Here is a 19,318-nt window from a genome sequence, read left to right on the forward strand (position 1 = left end):
GAACCGACGCCCGTTTGGGGCACGGTGTGGTGGCAATCTACTCTGGATTATCCTGGATAATCAACACCCTTGATACAACATATTACACCTGTTGATTATTCATAGCTGGAAGAAAGAGGGGGCACGTATAGACACGTTCCCTTTCTTTCCCCCTATGGATATCAAGGGTATGCTCATTTTATATGATAAAGGCTTTCAGCAAACTATTAAAACTTAGGGCAGGTTCTGGCATCAGAAGATCTTTATTTACATGTAGAACCGTCAACTTTTCAGATCCGACCGCATGCTTTTCTTTTAATGACTGCTAACTCGATCTACGTGTGCAATATGCCCCCGTCCCAAAGCAACGACCAGCATAGCCACAAATACAAACATGGCACCCGTTATAAACGGAACATGCGAAGTATACGCTTCAGCAAGCTTATTTGCCAGCCAAGGACCGATTGCCCCTCCAATGAAGCGGACGAAACTGTATGCTGCAGAGGCCGTAGCGCGTTCTACCGGTGCAACCTGCATAACAGCTGTAGTAATTAATGTATTATTAGTTCCTAGGAATAGGCCTGCAATAATAACGGAAACAATAATAACGGTTCTTGAATCTGTCCAAATTCCCATTGCCAAAAGAGTGAATGCAAACAAAATTAACATCGCGCACATTGATTTAATCGTTCCAAATCTAGCTTGCAGCTTCGGGGCAACAAAAACGGATGTAATAGCAAGGCAAAGCCCCCATCCAAGGAACACATATCCCAATCCATGCTCATCCAAGCCCATGACAAATGGAGCGTATGCCATTAATGTAAAAAATCCGATATTATAAAGGAATGCTGTAAGTCCAAGCCTTAATAATCCGGGGAATTTTAACGCCTTGATCGGATCAAGGATAGAACTTTTCACTTTCGGTCTTGCAACTTGAGGCATTTTCAATAAAAGAGCAAAGAAAGCTATGAGCATTAGCACGCTTACCCCATAGAACGGACCGCGCCAAGAAATAGACCCTAACTCTCCGCCAAGCAGCGGACCTACGGAAATACCAAGCCCAATGGCTGCCTCATATAAAATGATTGCTTTGGCAGTTCCACCTACAGATAAACCTACTATCGCAGACAACGCTGTAGCAATAAATAATGAGTTGCCAAGTCCCCATCCGCCACGGAAGCCGACAATTTGCCATATCCCGTTTGAAGAACCCGCCAGCGCTGAAAACACTATAATAAAAATAATGCCTGTTAATAAAGTCCATTTAATGCCAACCCTGCTGGAGACAACGCCAGTGATCAGCATCGCAACTCCAGTGATTAAGTTATAGCTTGAAAAAAGTAAGGAAACCTGGCTTGGAGTGGCCCGAAGCTTTTCTGCAATCGCAGGCAAAATAGGATCGACAAGTCCCAATCCCATAAAGGAAATGATTGTGGCGAAAAAAATAACCCAAATGACAAGCGGCTGTTTGGCCGGTTGATTTTGGGCACTAAGTGATTGTGCTGAATCAGCGTTCATTCATTAATACCTCCCTAATATAACCTCGGGATGAGTTCAATCTACTATTTAGAGCCTCTTGGTTTATATCTTTTGCTCTACATGTCAGTAGCTGCCCCCGACTTATTCGGCAATCAAAGGGAAAATCGGGTCTGCGCTCCCCGATTCCCATGAATACCGAGAAGATGGAAAACATTGTAATGATTCTCTTACCCCTTCACGCCATTTTTTCAAAATAAATCTGTACTTTTTCTTATTCCTTATTTATATACTGGTAGCTTCTAGTTAATGGCAACGTATTGTTGACGTCTTTCGAAAAGAGAATCTGGTGAATATTTAGGCCGCCAATGCGAAAAAAAGCGGCTGCTGACCGCAAGTACAACCGCCACATCCGGACAAACCTCTCCCCATACATCTCCCGGACCTTATCTTCATTCCGATCAAATCCTTCCGCCCATCGATCCAGCGTCATCGCATAATGCATACGCAGGCTTTCTACGTCGATCGTATGGAAATCATATTCAGGCAATAGATGAATAATCTCGCGTAATGAAGGAATATAGCCACCCGGGAAAATATATTTTGAGATCCATGGATCTCCAGGTTCTTCCTTCATGTGAGTAATCGTATGCAACAGCATAAGTCCCCCATCTTTCAGAAGAGCTTGTATGGTTTTCATGAATTGAGGATAATGTTCCCGACCGACGTGCTCAAACATTCCTACGCTTGCAATTTTATCGAAAGTACGGTTTGTTTTTGGCAGATCACGATAATCCATTAGCTCCACTTCCACTTGCCCCGCCAGACCCAATTCAGCAATACGTTCCCTTGTCTTTCTGAACTGCTCTTCACTTAGCGTAATACCAAGAGCTTTAACCCCATACTGCTGGGCAGCGCGGATAATCAGCCAGCCCCACCCGCTGCCAATATCAAGCAAGGTTTCTCCTTCTTTCAACTGTAGCTTTTTCAGGATGTGGTCAATCTTCTGCAATTGTGCTTGTTCTAGGGTATCCTCTGGCGTCTTAAAATACGCGCACGAATAACTCATCGTCTTATCGAGCCATAACGAATAGAATTCGTTTCCTACATCGTAATGATGCTGCACATTCTCTTTCTGTTTACGCATACTAAACTTAGGAAGACGGGCAAGCGTCTCTGTCCATATCACACTATGGTTAGAAGTAGCCGCGCGTATTAGCTCTTCAATCTCGCCTTCCAGCTCGATCGCTTTATCCATATACGCTTCACCAAAGGCCAGGGACGGCTGCTTCACGAATGAACTGAATGGGACTTGCTCATTAAACGTCAGCGTAAAACGCGGTGCCCCTTCTCCATATTGCTCTGTAGTCTCATCCCAGAAAACCACCCGAAACGGAACTGATGTAATCTTGCTAAAAAATTGTTGAAATAAATATTTTTGCATTTTCCATCACTCCTCTTCCATAAAATAAATCTCCACTCAATGAGGGTTTTCTTAGTCCCTCACTGGATGTTATTAAGTTTATCAAACCTTTAGGACAGTTTATCCCTCCCCAAACAATTCCTCGCCTTCTCCATATCTTTGAGATAGGGGTATTACTGTCCATTAAGGCACGATAAATTAGTCATATACCAGTATAGAAAGATACGGATAAAAACAAACATTTTTGATTCTTATATAGTTTCCTTAACTAATTATATATGTAACTTTTTATATATATAGAAGGATGTTTTTTAGTATACTGCCGAAAGCTTGAATATGTCAATATTTATATATATAATTTTATACATATTAACTGCTATAACTTGGAGGATGAATATGAATGCTTTAGGCTATGCCCTACTCAGTATGTTAATGCGCAAGCCCTGCTCGGGCTATGAATTAACACAGCTGTTGGAAGTATTCTGGCAGGCAAAGCACAGTCAGGTATATCCATTACTCACAAAATTGGAGCAAGATGGGCTCGTAACATTCGTGCATGTACAACAAACCGGGAAACCGGATAAGAAAATATATTCGATTACAGACAAAGGAAAGGCACTGCTTACGCAATGGGTGTCCAAGCCCTCTGCTCCACCAGTTATCCGCGATGAGTTTCTTGTTAGAGCGTATGCTATTGGATTAACGGATGCGAATACAGCAAAACGCCTATTTCATGAACGCATCTTTTCTTTTGAGGAAAAAGTCGCATTTCGTAAAGTGGAGATTGAACGGATGCAGAAAGAACATGGAAGCGAGCTTGAACAAATCACATGCAGGCATTTCGGACGCTATCTGCTGTTTCAACGAAAGCTCAAGCTGGAAGAGGAGGAAATCGCCTGGTGTCATTGGGTACTAGGCCTGTTAGATAATGCAAAAATGAAAGTAAACGAAAAAAAATGACGATGCCGGGAAGAGGAGAGCTTGCTCCCTATATACAAAAACCGGGAGAACGGTTCTAAATACCGTCTCCCGGTTTTATAAAGCTATTTTTTCTTTTTCTTTTTGTATATGTCTTGTAGCGCTTTGCGGCGTTCCTTGCGTTGCTGCTTTTCCTTTTCCCATTTTATTTTCTTCTTATAACCCGGTTTAACCTTTGCAGGCTTCGCTTTTGCCCGACCGCCTTCCTTTTTAGGTGCCGGTTTTTTCGGTGCAACCGGGTCCTTACCCTCTTCTTCTTGAATAGCCATATCTGATTCTACAGCCTTTCTGCGCAGCTTGCGCTCCTCACGCCGCTTGCCGCCGAGGAACTTCTCCTCGGCTCCGCCACTAATGGCACGGGAGAAGCGATTGAACCATTGTTTTTGACGGGGAGAGATAAGCGAGATAGCCTCTCCTTCCTGTCCGGCACGGCCTGTTCGGCCTACACGGTGAATATAGCTTTCCAAATCCGAAGGCATATCATAATTGAATACGTGTGTAATTCCTTCTACGTCCAGCCCACGTGCGGCAATATCAGTTGCTACAAGATACTGGAATTTTGCTTCCCGGAAACGTTCCATGATCTGCTCACGTTTCTTTTGAGTCAGATCACCGTGTAATGCTTCCGCCTCAACGCCATTCTCCTGCAGGCGACGTACTAATTCATTAACCCGCTGTTTCGTATTGGCGAAAATAACCGCCAAATATGGACGTGCCTCTGCGACAAGTTCGAGCAGCACATCAGTTTTATCGCTCTGGTTTACCACATAATACGATTCCTTCGTATTTTCCGCGGTCATCTGACGTTTTTCAACGCGCACGATTTGGGGCTGCTCCATGAAACGATGGGCCAGCCTGCGGACGCCGTCCGGAATGGTTGCGGAGAACAGAAGCACTTGCTTTTGTTGCGCTGTCTGAATGAAAACTTCTTCGACTTCTTCTACGAAGCCCATTTCTAACATTTTATCCGCTTCATCAAGAACAAGCATTTTAATTCGCCCAAAATGAAGAGTCTCCCGGCGCAAATGATCCAGGATCCTGCCCGGTGTACCTACTACGATTTGCACCTGTCCAGCTAGCTTGCTAATCTGGCGTGTAATATCCTGTCCACCATGCAGGGATAGAACGTTCACACCCAGGTGTTTTCCTAGTTCGGAAATATCCTCTGCAATCTGTACCGCTAGTTCGCGCGTTGGCGTCATGATAAGGGCTTGTACGTCCTTTCTGTCCATCTCCAATATCTGAAGCATAGGAAGAACAAACGCTGCCGTTTTTCCTGTTCCTGTTTGCGCTTGGCCGATAACGTCTTTTCCTTCGAGCGCCAGCGGAATTGCCTGCGCTTGAATCGGAGTGGGTTCTTTATAATATAAATCTGCAATTCCTTGCAGAATCTCCGGTTTCAGCTGAAAATCCGTGAATGAATTCATATTTTCCTTCCTTTCTCTGCAAAACAAACTATTTCTTATTCTACCCGAAGTTTCTCTATAATTGCTAGCAAAAAAGGAAAACAGGCGCAGATAGCCTAACACCATTCTGCGCCTCTTCCTTATATAAATTTACTCATAAATACTTCATCCACACGCTGACCGTTCAGTACAAACTGCTCCTTGCGTCTCCCTTCCACTACAAAGCCGTATTTCTTGTACATGTCAATCGCCCGTTCATTATCAGCAAATACATCGAGGCACACTTTCTCAAGGCCATGATGTTCAGCCCACTGTAATGCATAGTCCATCAATTTGGAACCAATGCCGTAGCCCTGAAATTCCGGTCCAAGCCAAATACGAAATGTTCCTGTATGACGATTCATCTCCATCTGTCCCCGCTTAATCTGCGCTACGCCGGCAATCGAATCACCAATTTCAGCAACGGTGTACATGCTGCCATCCTCTCTCATCTGGCGAATGAGCATGGCTTCTTCCTCAGTGCTATTCACCGTCTCTTTTTCTTCCTCCAAATAAAGGCCCTCGTCAAGCACACGGTGCAGACGTTGAATGATTTTCGATGCATCCTCCTCCAACGCCTGACGCAATACGAGCACTTTTCGGTCTTTTAAGCGGTATAGCCAGATCTTACGGAAGGTATCATGCTTTAATTTTTTGATTTTCACCGTGTATCCCCCGCTTCAGGTAATAAAACCGTCTGATACTATCTCTTTAAGTTAGATATATAGTGCCTCAAACAAGGAAAAGTTATTACATGGAGGGAGGTTCTGTTTTTCTTTTCGGTGCCACTTCTCGCCTAAGAACCCCCCCTTGCACAAACCAGTCTTCCGCCTGTGCAATAGTATGGCCTTCAACTTATTCACCCTTTCCTTTATTACTTACGTATGAATTATATAACAATTGCTATTATTCGGTCTGTTTAAAAGTATTTTTTACAAAACTTCTTTTCCTTCATAATAAAATTTGCTATACTAAAGAAAATTTTCATAGGAAGTACTACTAGGGGATCCCGATGAGCCGGGCTGAGAATGAAACGCAATGAAGTTTCTAAACTCTTGGGACCTGATCTGGTTTGTACCAGCGTAGGAAAGTAGTCGGCATGCAAGTCACTTTGTTCGATCATCGAAGACAGGCCGGGTCCCATATAGGGTCCCGGCCTTTTTTGACTGCATTCAGGACAAACGCTTGGGAGGAAAAGTATATGCGGCACGCTCTTCATATCATAAGCAGCGGTAAACAGCCTCTTGCTACTGTGCGTGATATTATAGCGCGGATTCATCCATACATTGATATGTTTCATATCAGGGAGAAACATCGTTCTGCGCATGAGCTATGGGAATGGGCTCAAGGTATAACAGCTGCCGGGCTGCCGGAAGCCAAACTTGCAGTAAATGACAGGGTCGATGTAGCACTTGCCTGCCACGCCGCAGCTATTCAAGTCGCCTATCACAGTCTTCCCCCCGATATCATCCGTCGACTGGTACCGAACAAGCAAATCGGAGTATCCGTCCATACTGTGGCGGAAGCAGAAGCAGCGGAAGCGGCCGGTGCCGACTATGTGCTGTATGGTCACGTCTTCGCCTCCTCATCCAAGCCAGGACTCGCAGGCCGTGGACTTGCAGCGCTGCAAGAAACAGTGGAAAGCGTCAATCTGCCTGTTATAGCGCTTGGTGGTATTACGCCGGATAATGCAGCGGAAGTGCTTGCAACGGGCTGTGCAGGAATCGCGGTGCTGTCAACCGTTATGCATGCCACTGACCCGGTACTTTCTGTACAGCGATTCCAGCAAGTGATGCAGGGCATTCGCGTATCACCCAGATGCGCGTGGCCCGCAGCAAAAAGGGAGAGGATTCAATGAACAAAAAAGATGTTGTCATTATCGGCGGTGGCATTATCGGTGTGGCCATCGCATATCAGCTTGCCAAACGTGGAAAATCGGTTACCGTACTCGAAAAAGATACGGTAGGGGCTCATTCATCAGGGGCAGCAGGCGGTATGCTTGGTGCCCAGGTGGAATTTAGCGAACCTGGTCCACTGGTCGATTTATCTTTGCGCAGCCGTGCCATGTTCACGGAACTCGCAAAAGAATTATACGATGCTTCCGGCATTGATATCGGCCTTAATAAAGCAGGAATGCTGCGTGTCGCCTGGACGGAAGCAGAGGCCGAGGCACTTCAAAAGCGCGGGACATGGCAGCAGGCAATGGGGCTTAACGCAGAATGGCTGGATAAGGCAAAAGTCAGATGTGTAGAACCAATGATTAGTAATGAAATCGCCGGTGCGCTCTATCTACAGGATGACGCTCAAGTCTCAGCACCAGACATAACAAAGGCATTTGCTGTAGCCTCCGTCCGATACGGTGCAACAATTCAGGAGCGCTGCGAAGCATTGGAGATCGAACATACAGATAACCGGATCACAGGCGTTCTAACAACACAGGGGCGAATGACAGCGGATTACTATGTGCTCGCTGCCGGAGCCTGGAGCGGCCGCCTGGCGCATATGCTCAACCTTCCACTCGATGTCTTTCCAATTAAAGGTGAAGCATTTTCCGTCTTCTCCACACTTCAGCCGATACAAAAAACAATTTACTCGCACGGCTGCTATATTGTACCCAAAGACGGAAATCGGTTGCTGGTCGGGGCTTCTTCCACCGACTGCGGATTCGATAACAGACTTACCATCGACGGACTGCAGCAACTTATGGCAAAGGCTTTGCGGCTGCTGCCTGCGTTAAAAAACTGTCCGCTCGAAAAAACATGGGCCAGTCTGCGGCCGCAAACAAAAGACGGTCTCCCATATTTCGGACCGGTCGCTTCCTTTGATAATCTGCTTGCTGCGACCGGCCATTACCGCAATGGCATTCTACTCAGTCCGCTGACCGGGGAAATTATCGCCCGCATGGTAACCGGGGAGAAAATAAATGTCTCTTTGGCGCCATTTGCTGACAAGCGTCATGCGCAGCCAGTTTTGTAGATAAAGGAGTGTGTACATTCGTGACTGTAACGATTAATGGCGAAAAGCAAATGGTACCCGACACGATCGGAAATGTCCAACAATTACTGGAATACTTGCAGCTAGCTGATCGCATCGTTGTCGTGGAAATTAACCGCGATATTCTGCAAAAAGACCGTCACGCCGTCACGAAACTGAAAGACGGCGATACACTTGAGCTTGTACATTTTGTTGGTGGAGGTTGATAAATAATGCTTCGAATCGGAACTTATGAATTTTCATCCCGTCTGCTGCTTGGCACAGGCAAATTTCCGGATTTTCATGTTCAGCGTCGGGCGGTAGAAGTCTCGGAAACGGAAATTCTGACATTCGCCGTCCGCCGGATGAATATCTACGATCCGGCACAACCAAATTTTCTCGAACAGCTTGATTTGCAGAAGTACAAGCTGCTGCCCAATACCGCAGGCGCGAGCACGGCAGAAGAGGCTGTACGCATCGCCCGTCTCGCCCGTGCGTCCGGTCTGTGCGATATGATTAAAGTAGAAGTAATCGCGGATATGAAGACACTGCTGCCGGATCCTATCGCAACGCTGGAAGCCACGAAAATTCTAGTTGAAGACGGATTTACTGTACTTCCGTATACGAATGACGATCCGGTACTAGCCCGTCATCTACAAGAGGCCGGGGCACATGCCGTTATGCCAGGTGCCTCACCAATCGGCAGCGGGCAAGGGATTCTCAATCCGCTAAATCTCGGCATTATTATTGAAGAAGCTACCGTTCCTATCATTATTGATGCTGGTATCGGAACAGCGTCCGATGTGGCGATTGCGATGGAATTAGGAGCCGATGGCGTACTTCTTAATACGGCTGTATCCGGAGCCAAGGACCCGGTCAAAATGGCGGAAGCGATGATGCTAGGCATCAAGGCAGGCCGCCTGGCATATGAAGCAGGCCGAATTCCCAAGAAGCGGTATGCCCAGGCTAGCAGCCCTGTGGAAGGGATAAGCAAGTAATATATGTATAATGGCAAACAAGCCCGAAGAAGAGAAGAGAACATACATATTCTTTTTTTCGGGCTTCATTCTTTTCTTAAGGTTGTGAGAAAGTATGCTATTATCCCGAGTGATACATATCGGCTTTCTTCAGGAAAATCCGGATGAAAAGAAACAGTTAGACTTTCTGACTCTTTGAACTTCTCTCCCATCACTAGCGGCACCCACCCTTTGCGAAAGCGAAACCATTGGCAACCTTCCGTGTCAGTTATGTGATAATCATAGAGCGAATTCGGCACATCTATCGATGCGAGCCTGTTTCCTTCTCCATCCGTTATGCTCCCTTTTGTACGCAACATTCCACCCCATAGCCTAGCACGCAACTCTCCAATGTTTCTTTCACCGGCATCATAGGCCACAAATGGTGGATTCAGTCCAAAACGCTGTCGATAGCTTGCCAGTACCTTCCCCTATACGTCGTATAGTATCCACTCTTTCGGCAGCACATTCATAATCGCTCCTGGCAGCATCCAGAGCAGAAAGCTTTTTATCTCACCCACCAGCACTCCAGCTTCATCAAAGCAAGGCAAATGAAGCACAGGCGCAGGCAATTGCAGGAACACGAGCATGTCCACTTCAGAAACGCTTGCCTCCCCTTCTCGTTTTACAGGATGTACGTTTCTAAAGCGACGATGATTTATAAAAAAAGAACGGAGGTTTCCCTCCGCCTTTTCGCCGTACAATGGTACAATGGTTCAATGGTTCAATGGTTCAATGGTTCAGAATACCCTGGCGCTCCGTCTCTTCCGGCTGAAGGTCCTCCACCTCGTCATGGCGGCCCAGCAGCGCATAACGCATACTGTCGAGCAGCGCCTCCCAACTCGCTTCGATAACATTCGCCGACACGCCTACCGTACTCCAGCTGTCACGGCCGTCACGGGTCGACTCCACCAATACCCGCACTTTCGATGCTGTTGCGTCTTGTTCACTTAATACGCGTACTTTATAATCGGTCAAATACATTTCTTTAATATTAGGGAAGAATGTTTCTATCGCTTTACGAAGCGCGTTGTCAAGGGCGTTGACCGGTCCGTTTCCTTCCGCTACTGTATGGATAATCTGTCCGTTCACGTTTATTTTAACCGTAGCTTCCGTCATAACTTCCCGCTCACCGACTTTCTCCATTAATACTTTGAATGATTCGACGGTGAATACTTCTTCATAATCGCCAAGCCCCTTGCGTACAAGAAGTTCAAATGAAGCTTCTGCACCTTCATACTGGTAGCCCTGGTGCTCCAGTTCTTTTACTTGCTGGATAATTGCACGGCCTTCCGGCTTGTTTTTATCCAGCTCAAGATTAAGCTCCTGCGCTTTAAACAGCAGATTGCTCTGCCCGGACAGCTCCGAGACCAGCACACGTCGTGTATTCCCGACTGCTTCAGGCTTGATATGCTCGTACGTATCCGCGGATTTCAAAATCGCGCTTACGTGCATGCCTCCCTTATGCGCAAACGCGCTTTGTCCGACAAATGCTTGAACGTTAGGTGGTGAAATATTGGCGATTTCATAAACATAACGAGACGTATTGGTCAATTGCTTGAGTTGCTCATCCGGTACACAGGCATACCCCATCTTCAACTGCAAATTTGGAATGACAGAGATGAGGTTAGCGTTGCCACAGCGTTCGCCAAACCCATTCATCGTTCCCTGCACCTGAGTGGCTCCCGCCATCACTGCCGCCAATGAATTAGCCACAGCCAGTTCGCTGTCATTATGACAGTGAATACCAATCGGTGTAGGTACTGCTTCACGTACCCGCGCTACAATCTCGCTGATTTCGTATGGTAACGATCCGCCGTTCGTATCGCACAATGCAATCCAATCCGCACCGGCCTCCGAAGCTCGACGAACAGTCTCCAACGCATATTCCGTGTTGTGCTTATAACCGTCAAAAAAGTGCTCTGCATCATAAATGACTTCAAGCCCCTTTTCCTTTAGAAAACGGACTGACTCATAAATCATATTCAAATTTTCTTCTAGCGTAGTGCCAAGAGCTTCTGTTACGTGAAAGTCCCAACTTTTGCCGAATATTGCGACAGCTTCAACTTCACTTTCGATAATCATATTCAGATTCGCGTCTGCTTCTGCCGTTACGCCAAAGCGACGAGTACTACCAAACGCGGTAATTTTCGCATGTTTTAAATTAAGCTCTTTGGCCCGCAAAAAAAATTCCATGTCTTTCGGGTTACTGCCGGGCCAGCCTCCTTCAATGTAATGGACGCCAAGCTGATCAAGCTTTTTGGCGATCTTAAGCTTGTCATCCACCGAGAGGCTGACACCCTCTCCCTGCGTTCCATCCCGCAAGGTTGTGTCATAAATGAAGACTTGTGCTTTCAATGTTTTGTCATCCTCCCCATCGTTCAATCTCTCCCTGTATTTCCTGCTCCATTTTCTGAATTCATTATTTTTTTCTGTAAAGTATATCATATCATATACAGGGTAGCTATACATTACTTTTTTCGCTATCATGAAGAAAGATCACTAAACGGAAAGCAGGTGATGATATGCGCAGCCGCTATTATGGAACGCCAGAATCATTGGAATTTAACGAGGCGCTCGCCGTGTACGAATATGTAGTCCCGCGTCTTGATAAGGTTATCATCCGCCATGGACAATATCTGATTGATACCGAAGCGTTATGTGCTCCAGTTAATCTCGATTGCTTTAACTGCCACCTGCTCCACGGCCATAATTGCTGCGAACAGGGGCAACCATATTCCATGCACGGGGATAACCTGACCGCGTTCGAAAAACACGCCTTTACCATTTTGCATTCGTACACACATGACGGAAGAGCTGAAGAAACAGAGAAAAAAGGCCTGTTTGAACAAACATCCAACACAAACTATTACCCGTCCATCCGAAAATTCAAGGGAAATTGCCTATATTTAATCGAGGACAACGGTAAGCGTATGTGCGCTATTCATCGTTATGCGCTTGATAAGGGAATACATCCGGCCAAGCTTAAACCGTTTAGTTGCTCCCTGTTTCCTCTCGAAATCATTGAATCTGATTTAGGGGTGCTAGTTACAGCACTTACTCCATTAACAGAAAGGTTCAGCCGATGGGGAGATTATTATCGAAACCATTATTCATGCATTAATCCAGAGCGACGACCACACAATGCACCGAACGAATACTTTGCGGCAGATGGCTATGTTCCGGCCTGGATGTGGGCTAGAGATTTGCTCGTCTTTTATTGGGGTGAGGATGTGGTGCAGGAAATCGAATCTTTTCTTACTCTGTCAGGCACTTCCCAAAAGTAGCCATACATAAATGGTTTTTCTTCTAATTTTCTCCTGTGAAAGGTATAATAATAGTAGTTACGTACATATAAAGAAAGGGATGTTCAAACGAGATGAAATGGCAAGATGACTCAACTCAACTTCTTGACGAGCTTATGAAACCGCTGCCGGTATTCGTTCGCCCAATGGCGAAGAAATCCATCAAAAACAAGGTAGAACAAGTAGCTCAAGAAGCCGGGGCTGAAGAAGTAAACACCGACCACGTAGTACGCGGATATATCATAGCGGCCCCTGATAAAGATCGGGCGGTTACCGCACTGGAGGCAAATCAGGTTGATCTTGCCCCTTATGCTGATTTATTAAAATAAAGATAAAGATAAAAAAGAGCGGATAAAGGAACTTAATGTTCCATCCGCTCTTTTTTATCCCGATTTACAGTTTGGTTTGCAGTAGCCTTGAAAGCAGCGTACGTGGCGACTGTGCACGGTGTAGCGTATACTTCACCCACATCGTATTCATGAGGAATAGCGTAGCAGCCATAAAGAACAGGCCGTGCAGCCCGATAACACCGCTCAGCGCACCACCCACGATTGGTCCAAGCAGATTACCCAAATTCATCGCGCTCGTACTATACGCAAACGTTTGGCTCTCCATACCTTCCGGTGCATGCTTGCGAATGAGATTGTTTACGGACGGTATTAACCCGCCAATGCACATGCCAAGCATAAAACGCAATACAATTAATGGCCAAATAGAATTCACAAGCCCTTGTGGGATGAAAAACACAACTGTTCCGATAAGGCAAATCAACAGTACATATTGCGGACCAATTTTATCTCCCCATTTACCGAGCAGTGGCGAGAAAAGCATCGTCGAGATACCAGATGCTGAGATAACAATACCGACCATCAACGACATGAATGCTCCGCCAGGCCATAACTCCTGCACATACGAAGACATGAACGGGTTGGTGCTCATCATCGCGAATTGGATGAGGAATCCGGTCAAGAACAACCCCGGCAACGGAGAGGTATGAATAATTCGACGCAAGCCAGTTTCTTCATTCGGGAGAAGTTCTGCCTTTAATTTCGGCTGTGGCTTATTCACTTCCCGCACGAACAGCAATACAAGCATGGCAGCACCGAACAGCAACAAGCCGGTCACACGAAAAATATCGCGGAATGATACCCATTCTGCCAGCAAACCACCAAGCAAAGGACCTAAAATAGTACCCGCTACCGCTCCGGATTGCAGAAGTCCGAGCGCATAGCCTGCCTTCTCCTTAGGTGTATTGGTTGATACAAGCGCAACCGCTGCCGGCACGAATCCGGAGATCAATCCGTTCAGCAAACGCAAGGCGAGAAGCTGTACCGGAGATGTAACAAATCCCATACATAACGTCACGAGCGACATGCCGATGCCTGATCGCAATAACATGGCCTTCCGACCAGTTTTATCCGACAGCTTACCCCAAAGCGGAGCCACAAGAAATGCGGTCAGGAAGTTCGCCGCAAAAATCCATCCCGTCCAATGCTGTGCGGCGACAGGGTCGCTCACTCCCAAATCATGTTGAAGAAACAACGGCAAGAACGGTATAACCAGATTCATCGCCGCCAATACCATAAACTGCGCAAACCACAATATATATAAGTTTCGTTTCCATATTTCCATGGGCACTCAACTTCCTTTCATTCACTTTCATAAACACAAAACAAAAAGCCCCAACACGTCAAAGCGCGAAAGGGACAACCAGAATCAACAACAATAGCCAAATGACTTCTTTCTATATCACCGTTCTTTATGTTTACAACATCGTATTATACACTCTTTACTATAAAAAGAAAAGAGGCTAAATAAAAAATATAAATATGAAAAGCCACCCCGAAGAGTGGCCACATGTCTTATGTATGCTATTTATAGATTTTATTTAAGCGGTTGATTTCTTCATTGAAGCTGCCGGCTTTTCCTTTGAATAATGCGTATTCCTTAAAAAACTTGTCCATCTCTTTGTCCACTTGAGCATCCGACAAATCTTCTTCACCTAATATAGTGTTGCTCAACAGTTGGTAAGCGGCAAGATTATGTTTTCTTGCTTCGGTAAAAAAGCTATGTGCTTTTTTCAACGTTCCGGGCACATCCTGCGGACGGTACTTTTCTGTTTGCTTAAGCGTCTTATCCCATGCCTCTACTTTATTTATAAAGAGCACGACAAACTTTTCCGCGTCCTTATTTTCATATTCATCATACTTTTCCAATAATTTTATTAAGTCTTCTGTCTGCGTACGCAGCTTATACAAAGTATCGCTTTGATACTTGATATAAGCACGCTCAGCAGTCGTATACGACTTCTTCGCAGTTGCTTTCTTAGGAGCCGCTTCAATCGCTCCAGGGATTGCTACAACCGGCGCTGCGACAGTTAGTGCTAATAAACATGAAAGTCCGACTTTTGCTACTTTTCTCATGATATCCTCCCCTATATATATCTCTTGCAACTAAATTTTAACTTATCATGAATATAATGTAAATATAAAACTCGGATAATGTTTCGACATTTTTCGAGCCTAATAGCGTGTACATAGTAACAAAAGTTCAAGTGGTCGGAAGAAGAAAGGCCAGCGTGTCTTTTTCCGGCCACTCCCGCCCACTGCCCTTCCTTCTTTTCTTACCTCCCACCACAAACATGTGTCGATTTATCACATCAGATGTATATAGTTTTCTACCCAAACAAAAAGAGGATGCTCAAACATCCTCTTTCACATGTAATGATATTATTACTTAATCTCTTTTAGCGTTGGCTTCTTATCATCATCATCGGCTGTCAACTCACGTGTGGAATTCTTGAACTCTTTCAAAGTTTGTCCGAAAGCACGACCGATTTCAGGCAGTTTCTTCGGTCCGAATACAATAAGCGCAATCACAAGAATCAAAATGAGACCGGGAAATCCGATGTTTGATAACATAAAGAGTCTCTCCTTTATAGGCGTTCATACGTTTATTATAAACGAATTCTGGAAAAAAAACAGGAGACAAGTTAGTCCAATTGTCACAATTTCTTGAACCTACTTATATTTATTATTTCTCTCGCAACGTAAGTATATACCATTCCGGCGGACATAAGAACCGAATTGGCAAAATTGTTGTACCGATACCGCGCGATGTGTGAACAAGCATACCGCTATCTTCTACTTTTTGTAATCCGTCCGGATATTTACGCCCGCACGGCGGATACAAAAGCCCGCCTACTAACGGAAGACGTACCTGTCCACCATGACTATGTCCCGAAAGTTGCAGCGATACCCCATACTCCTTGGCCTGATCAGCCAAATCCGGTTCATGAATCAATGCGATGACAAGTCCGTCTTCCTGCCGTTCGCCAAATGTCTTTTCCCAGTCAGGACGTCTCCAGTTATCATCAAGCCCAGCCAGTGTGAAGCTTGCTTCGGCATTTTTATGACGAACCGTAACGCGCTGATTCACAAGAGGGATGAATCCCGCATTCCGGTATGCCTCAATGATTTGATCAGGATCTGCTTTGCCGCGCACGTCATGATTGCCGAGCACCGCATATTTTCCGTATGGCGCCTGTAAAAGGGCTAACATTTCCGTTGTCTCAGCTAGCTCTTCCATCCCATCATCCACTAAATCGCCGGTAAATACAATCATGTCCGGTTTCGCTTCATTTATCCTTTCTGTTAACAACCTCAGGTCATTTGCCGTAAGCCCATGCCCAATATGTACATCTGAAAAATGCGCGATGCGAAACCCGTCAAACGCACTGGGCATATCCAAAAGCGGAACCGCAATATCACACCGACGCAACAAACGACGTTCAATAAAGAATGCATCAAGTCCTGCGAACAGCATCAGCCCCCCTACCGCCGCTACAAGCCGCTTAATGAAACTTCGACGATTCATTCCCTTCTCTTTGTTCATGTTAGCCTCCCTTCACGGTCGCACTTTTATGGAAAATACGCTACTATAGGAGAAAACGATACGCAAGAGAAAAAAATCGGGAGGTCGTTCTTAATGAATGCCGCACAAATTCGACATTTGCTGGATAAAGCAAGACATGCTGTATTTCTTGGCATACCAATGTCTGAGGAAGAAGCACCCAAAACACAGGAGGAATATTTGGAAGCGTATGAAGCGAGGCTAGAGCGCAATCCGCTGCAGGAAACTGCACTATTACGCGAAGCCATCATGCCGCTGCTTTCTACTTATCAGGAAAAATGGCGCAATGATAACCGTGCAGCAGAGATGATGACCGGTACCTCCCTTCCAGAACCTTGTGATGCAGATGACTGGCTACAGGAAGTATATGATGAGATAGTGAATACAGATACAGAAGAAGAATGGCGACAATTTGTCACAAGATTTACGGATTAATTCCGTTATAATGTATATGAATAATTCTTCTTACTTCATTCTGGAAAATGGAGGTCCCTTACATAATGAACATGCGTGCAAAGAAGATACTCCTTTTGACCGCCTCTCTCATGCTGGTGCTCGGTACCGGACTCATCGGATGCTCTTCCAAGGAAGAACCGACACAGCAAGAAGGGCACGCCGCACATCAGAAACAGCTTCCGGGCGGAGATATTTTGGAGACAACCGCTGGTCCCAACAAGCTTCCCTCCTTCCTTAACGGCTTCGATCCACAGGTCGCCAAGGTATATCAGGCCGTAGGACAAAATCATGAAATCGTAGAGCATATGGCTTGCTACTGTGGCTGTGGCGAAAGCGTGGGACATAAAAGCAATCGAGACTGCTTCATTCAAGAGGTGAAACCGGACGGTAAAATCGTCTGGAACTCGCATGGAACCACTTGCGCCAATTGCTTGAATATCGCTGCAGAATCCATTGTCATGAAACAGGACGGTAAAAGCTTACTCGAAATCCGCCAGTATATTGATAATAAATACAAAGAGGGGTTTGCAAAGCCCACACCTACTCCAATGCCTCAAGCCTAACTGCCCAGCTAAGGGACAGGGGCGGACAATCTGATCCTGTCCCTTTACCTGCCTCTTTAATTCTGCTGCATGAATGTCCCATTACTTCTGTCTTGTGCGAAATGAAAAAAGCCCGCTTGCAGCTATATGAACCGCAACCGGACTTCGATTGTTTTTATGTCTGTTTATATTCCTTCCCCTGCCACGTATCCCTCTGCTTCAATTCAGCATCAATCGCATTGAGCACTTCCCACTTCTTCCGGCTCCACATCGGCCCGATCAGCAGGTCAGGAGGACCATCACCAGTCAGACGGTGGACCACCATCTCAGGGGGCAGGATTTCCAATGCATCAGCAATAAGCCGTACATATTGGTCTTGTTCCAGAAACTTCAACAAACCTGCTTCATACTGCTTTACCATCGGTGTTTTACGAAGCAGATGAAGCAGATGAATTTTAATCCCCTGCACATCCATATGCGCCACCGCCTGAGCCGTCTCCATCATCATCTCTTCCGTCTCGCCCGGCAAACCAAAAATGATATGCGAGCAGACACGTATACCATGCTTGCGAAGTTTTTCTACACCCTCATAGTAGCAAGCTGTATCATGTGCACGATTAATAAGTTGGGATGTTGATTCATGAATCGTCTGCAATCCAAGTTCTACCCACAGATACGTCTTCTTATTTAATTCCGCCAGCAGTTCCACTACATCATCAGGCAAACAATCGGGACGAGTCGCAATAGATAAGCCTACTACATTTTCTTGTTGCAGAATGATCTCGTAATAATCGCGCAGGACATCCACCGGCGCATACGTATTGCTGTATGCCTGAAAATATCCGATATATTTTGCATCCGGCCACTTTTTATGCTGCCGCTCCTTCACCTCATTAAATTGAGTTACCAAATCATCACGTCGCCAACCGGCAAAATCACCTGAACCGCGGGCACTGCAAAATGTGCAGCCTCCGGTCGTAATCGTCCCATCACGGTTCGGACAAGTAAAGCCTGCATCGAGCATAACTTTAAACACTTTCTCGCCGAACTGCTGACGCAGATGATAATTCCACGTATGGTATCGTTTATCGCCCCACAACAATGGAGCGTTTGCTTGTTGTATTTCATTCATTTGTAGTCAATCCTCCATGCGTTCAGTATAGCTTACTTTAGCGTATCCGCAAACAGGGCCAGCACGCCAGCAGCAATCAGCGGACCGACCGGTACACCACGGAAGAATGCTACACCGAGAATGGTGCCAATTAACAGACCCGTCACGATATGCGGCTGTGCTGTCAGCAAACTGGTTCCCCGGCCACCAAGGTATGCAACACCAAGCCCGACAACAATTGCCATAATACCTATTCCGCTTTTAAGTGTATCCAACAGGTTTACAGTCGTAATTTTGCCGAGTGCTATCGGTGCCAGCACCCCCATGGTCAAAACAGCAATACCAATCTTTAGCCCATATTGATTGACCCAATTCAACGGCTGCTCAAAGGGCAAAAGCTTAAGAAGCATCAATCCGCCGGCTGCTATCCAGATTGCTGCATTTTTAGAAATAATGCCAAGCACAGCGATCACAGCCAAAATTGCAAATATATCCATCCTTTTCTCTCCTTTCCAAACGAAAAAGGACAGCGTCCTTCTTCTCGAAGCCGGACATGTCCTTTTTATACGCATACCTTTTTCTTCTTCAGCTATAACATAACCGCTCTATAATTACTTTCTAAGTATACTCCTTTTGCATATAAATAAGTAGCAAAAATTTATGCTAACATCAAGGGTGTTGATTATCCAGTATGATCCAGAG

Annotated in this window: 22 protein-coding genes and 1 riboswitch; of the genes, 9 read left to right on the plus strand and 13 right to left on the minus strand. The window is 45.8% G+C overall.

What is annotated here, in order from left to right; genetic code table 11:
* Positions 1 to 294: 294 nt before the first annotated feature.
* Both HMPREF0083_RS15460 and HMPREF0083_RS15465 read right to left on the minus strand, forming a co-directional pair.
* Entirely contained in the window at positions 295 to 1,497 is a 1,203-nt protein-coding gene (locus tag HMPREF0083_RS15460) for an MFS transporter (protein WP_021622488.1), read from the minus strand.
* Between the two features lie 232 nt (positions 1,498 to 1,729).
* A complete protein-coding gene (locus HMPREF0083_RS15465) occupies positions 1,730 to 2,899 on the minus strand; it encodes an SAM-dependent methyltransferase (RefSeq protein WP_021622489.1) in 1,170 nt (389 codons plus the stop codon).
* Positions 2,900 to 3,274: 375 nt separating this feature from the next.
* On the opposite strand from HMPREF0083_RS15465, the gene HMPREF0083_RS15470 reads away from it, so the two are divergent.
* Positions 3,275 to 3,838 carry a PadR family transcriptional regulator gene (locus HMPREF0083_RS15470; RefSeq protein ID WP_040303016.1) on the plus strand — a complete coding sequence of 188 codons (564 nt, stop codon included), beginning with the start codon at positions 3,275 to 3,277 and terminating at the stop codon, positions 3,836 to 3,838.
* A gap of 83 nt (positions 3,839 to 3,921) precedes the next feature.
* On the opposite strand, the gene HMPREF0083_RS15475 is transcribed toward HMPREF0083_RS15470, so the two are convergent.
* A complete protein-coding gene (locus HMPREF0083_RS15475) occupies positions 3,922 to 5,283 on the minus strand; it encodes a DEAD/DEAH box helicase (RefSeq protein ID WP_021622491.1) in 1,362 nt (453 codons plus the stop codon).
* A gap of 119 nt (positions 5,284 to 5,402) precedes the next feature.
* On the minus strand, positions 5,403 to 5,966 hold the full coding sequence (locus HMPREF0083_RS15480; RefSeq protein WP_021622492.1) for a GNAT family N-acetyltransferase: 564 nt from the start codon (positions 5,964 to 5,966) through the stop codon (positions 5,403 to 5,405).
* A gap of 326 nt (positions 5,967 to 6,292) precedes the next feature.
* A riboswitch (TPP riboswitch) is annotated at positions 6,293 to 6,407 on the plus strand.
* A 95-nt stretch (positions 6,408 to 6,502) separates the two neighbouring features.
* Between HMPREF0083_RS15480 and HMPREF0083_RS15485 the strand changes: the two genes are divergently transcribed.
* Genes HMPREF0083_RS15485 through HMPREF0083_RS15500 form a run of 4 tightly spaced genes read left to right on the plus strand, consistent with a single transcriptional unit; the run spans position 6,503 to position 9,272 of the window.
* A complete protein-coding gene (locus HMPREF0083_RS15485; protein WP_081696094.1) occupies positions 6,503 to 7,159 on the plus strand; it encodes a thiamine phosphate synthase in 657 nt (218 codons plus the stop codon).
* Positions 7,156 to 8,277: a glycine oxidase ThiO gene (gene thiO, locus HMPREF0083_RS15490; RefSeq protein ID WP_021622494.1), complete on the plus strand. Its 1,122-nt coding sequence runs from the start codon at positions 7,156 to 7,158 to the stop codon at positions 8,275 to 8,277. Before HMPREF0083_RS15485 ends, thiO begins: the two co-directional genes overlap by 4 nt.
* 20 nt (positions 8,278 to 8,297) lie before the next feature.
* Positions 8,298 to 8,501, plus strand: a complete 204-nt coding sequence (thiS, locus tag HMPREF0083_RS15495) for a sulfur carrier protein ThiS (RefSeq protein WP_021622495.1) — start codon at positions 8,298 to 8,300, stop codon at positions 8,499 to 8,501.
* 6 nt (positions 8,502 to 8,507) lie between these two features.
* A complete protein-coding gene (locus HMPREF0083_RS15500; RefSeq protein WP_021622496.1) occupies positions 8,508 to 9,272 on the plus strand; it encodes a thiazole synthase in 765 nt (254 codons plus the stop codon).
* Between the two features lie 65 nt (positions 9,273 to 9,337).
* Here the strand turns inward: HMPREF0083_RS15500 and HMPREF0083_RS15505 are convergent, their stop codons facing one another.
* The 3 genes from HMPREF0083_RS15505 to cimA form a co-directional block, all read right to left on the minus strand.
* On the minus strand, positions 9,338 to 9,610 hold the full coding sequence (locus HMPREF0083_RS15505) for a hypothetical protein (protein WP_040303018.1): 273 nt from the start codon (positions 9,608 to 9,610) through the stop codon (positions 9,338 to 9,340).
* Positions 9,611 to 9,721: 111 nt separating this feature from the next.
* Positions 9,722 to 9,886 (minus strand): hypothetical protein, encoded by a 165-nt coding sequence (locus tag HMPREF0083_RS28160; protein WP_155847238.1) that lies wholly within the window; start codon positions 9,884 to 9,886, stop codon positions 9,722 to 9,724.
* A gap of 136 nt (positions 9,887 to 10,022) precedes the next feature.
* Positions 10,023 to 11,648: a citramalate synthase gene (gene cimA, locus HMPREF0083_RS15510; RefSeq protein WP_040303027.1), complete on the minus strand. Its 1,626-nt coding sequence runs from the start codon at positions 11,646 to 11,648 to the stop codon at positions 10,023 to 10,025.
* Positions 11,649 to 11,815: 167 nt separating this feature from the next.
* On the opposite strand from cimA, the gene HMPREF0083_RS15515 reads away from it, so the two are divergent.
* A complete protein-coding gene (locus HMPREF0083_RS15515; RefSeq protein WP_021622500.1) occupies positions 11,816 to 12,577 on the plus strand; it encodes a DUF3109 family protein in 762 nt (253 codons plus the stop codon).
* Between the two features lie 92 nt (positions 12,578 to 12,669).
* On the plus strand, positions 12,670 to 12,924 hold the full coding sequence (locus HMPREF0083_RS15520; RefSeq protein WP_021622501.1) for a DUF2621 family protein: 255 nt from the start codon (positions 12,670 to 12,672) through the stop codon (positions 12,922 to 12,924).
* A 64-nt stretch (positions 12,925 to 12,988) separates the two neighbouring features.
* Here HMPREF0083_RS15520 and HMPREF0083_RS15525 read toward each other — a convergent pair whose 3' ends face one another.
* The 4 genes from HMPREF0083_RS15525 to HMPREF0083_RS15540 form a co-directional block, all read right to left on the minus strand.
* The gene (locus HMPREF0083_RS15525; protein WP_021622502.1) at positions 12,989 to 14,227 is read right to left on the minus strand and encodes an MFS transporter; all 1,239 of its coding nucleotides are present in this window, start codon (positions 14,225 to 14,227) and stop codon (positions 12,989 to 12,991) included.
* Positions 14,228 to 14,466: 239 nt separating this feature from the next.
* Positions 14,467 to 15,018, minus strand: coding sequence for a hypothetical protein (locus HMPREF0083_RS15530; protein WP_040303020.1), 552 nt, complete (start codon positions 15,016 to 15,018; stop codon positions 14,467 to 14,469).
* A gap of 309 nt (positions 15,019 to 15,327) precedes the next feature.
* Complete coding sequence (locus tag HMPREF0083_RS15535) at positions 15,328 to 15,516, minus strand: twin-arginine translocase TatA/TatE family subunit (protein WP_021622505.1); 189 nt, start codon at positions 15,514 to 15,516, stop codon at positions 15,328 to 15,330.
* A gap of 112 nt (positions 15,517 to 15,628) precedes the next feature.
* A complete protein-coding gene (locus tag HMPREF0083_RS15540) occupies positions 15,629 to 16,489 on the minus strand; it encodes a metallophosphoesterase (protein WP_021622506.1) in 861 nt (286 codons plus the stop codon).
* Positions 16,490 to 16,582: 93 nt separating this feature from the next.
* On the opposite strand from HMPREF0083_RS15540, the gene HMPREF0083_RS15545 reads away from it, so the two are divergent.
* Both HMPREF0083_RS15545 and HMPREF0083_RS15550 read left to right on the plus strand, forming a co-directional pair.
* On the plus strand, positions 16,583 to 16,942 hold the full coding sequence (locus tag HMPREF0083_RS15545; RefSeq protein WP_021622507.1) for a hypothetical protein: 360 nt from the start codon (positions 16,583 to 16,585) through the stop codon (positions 16,940 to 16,942).
* A gap of 71 nt (positions 16,943 to 17,013) precedes the next feature.
* A complete protein-coding gene (locus tag HMPREF0083_RS15550; RefSeq protein WP_040303029.1) occupies positions 17,014 to 17,526 on the plus strand; it encodes a PCYCGC motif-containing (lipo)protein in 513 nt (170 codons plus the stop codon).
* A gap of 154 nt (positions 17,527 to 17,680) precedes the next feature.
* On the opposite strand, the gene mnmL is transcribed toward HMPREF0083_RS15550, so the two are convergent.
* Positions 17,681 to 18,637, minus strand: a complete 957-nt coding sequence (gene mnmL, locus HMPREF0083_RS15555; RefSeq protein WP_021622509.1) for a tRNA modification radical SAM protein MnmL/YtqA — start codon at positions 18,635 to 18,637, stop codon at positions 17,681 to 17,683.
* Positions 18,638 to 18,669: 32 nt separating this feature from the next.
* Positions 18,670 to 19,113 carry a DUF441 domain-containing protein gene (locus HMPREF0083_RS15560; RefSeq protein WP_040303022.1) on the minus strand — a complete coding sequence of 148 codons (444 nt, stop codon included), beginning with the start codon at positions 19,111 to 19,113 and terminating at the stop codon, positions 18,670 to 18,672.
* Between the last annotated feature and the right edge of the window lie 205 nt (positions 19,114 to 19,318).

This window comes from Aneurinibacillus aneurinilyticus ATCC 12856, from assembly GCF_000466385.1.
Taxonomy (GTDB): domain Bacteria; phylum Bacillota; class Bacilli; order Aneurinibacillales; family Aneurinibacillaceae; genus Aneurinibacillus; species Aneurinibacillus aneurinilyticus.

Coding starts and splice junctions, on each gene's coding strand:
- thiO (WP_021622494.1), top strand. CDS start 7,156: ATGAACAAAAAAGATGTTGTCATTATCGGCGGTGGCATTATCGGTGTG.
- HMPREF0083_RS15505 (WP_040303018.1), bottom strand. CDS start 9,610: ATGTTGCGTACAAAAGGGAGCATAACGGATGGAGAAGGAAACAGGCTC.
- HMPREF0083_RS15465 (WP_021622489.1), bottom strand. CDS start 2,899: ATGCAAAAATATTTATTTCAACAATTTTTTAGCAAGATTACATCAGTT.
- HMPREF0083_RS15485 (WP_081696094.1), top strand. CDS start 6,503: ATGCGGCACGCTCTTCATATCATAAGCAGCGGTAAACAGCCTCTTGCT.
- HMPREF0083_RS15560 (WP_040303022.1), bottom strand. CDS start 19,113: ATGGATATATTTGCAATTTTGGCTGTGATCGCTGTGCTTGGCATTATT.
- HMPREF0083_RS15550 (WP_040303029.1), top strand. CDS start 17,014: ATGCGTGCAAAGAAGATACTCCTTTTGACCGCCTCTCTCATGCTGGTG.
- HMPREF0083_RS15535 (WP_021622505.1), bottom strand. CDS start 15,516: ATGTTATCAAACATCGGATTTCCCGGTCTCATTTTGATTCTTGTGATT.
- HMPREF0083_RS15460 (WP_021622488.1), bottom strand. CDS start 1,497: ATGAACGCTGATTCAGCACAATCACTTAGTGCCCAAAATCAACCGGCC.
- HMPREF0083_RS15515 (WP_021622500.1), top strand. CDS start 11,816: ATGCGCAGCCGCTATTATGGAACGCCAGAATCATTGGAATTTAACGAG.
- HMPREF0083_RS15520 (WP_021622501.1), top strand. CDS start 12,670: ATGAAATGGCAAGATGACTCAACTCAACTTCTTGACGAGCTTATGAAA.
- HMPREF0083_RS15540 (WP_021622506.1), bottom strand. CDS start 16,489: ATGAACAAAGAGAAGGGAATGAATCGTCGAAGTTTCATTAAGCGGCTT.
- mnmL (WP_021622509.1), bottom strand. CDS start 18,637: ATGAATGAAATACAACAAGCAAACGCTCCATTGTTGTGGGGCGATAAA.
- HMPREF0083_RS15470 (WP_040303016.1), top strand. CDS start 3,275: ATGAATGCTTTAGGCTATGCCCTACTCAGTATGTTAATGCGCAAGCCC.
- HMPREF0083_RS15525 (WP_021622502.1), bottom strand. CDS start 14,227: ATGGAAATATGGAAACGAAACTTATATATATTGTGGTTTGCGCAGTTT.
- HMPREF0083_RS15530 (WP_040303020.1), bottom strand. CDS start 15,018: ATGAGAAAAGTAGCAAAAGTCGGACTTTCATGTTTATTAGCACTAACT.
- HMPREF0083_RS15500 (WP_021622496.1), top strand. CDS start 8,508: ATGCTTCGAATCGGAACTTATGAATTTTCATCCCGTCTGCTGCTTGGC.
- HMPREF0083_RS15545 (WP_021622507.1), top strand. CDS start 16,583: ATGAATGCCGCACAAATTCGACATTTGCTGGATAAAGCAAGACATGCT.
- HMPREF0083_RS15475 (WP_021622491.1), bottom strand. CDS start 5,283: ATGAATTCATTCACGGATTTTCAGCTGAAACCGGAGATTCTGCAAGGA.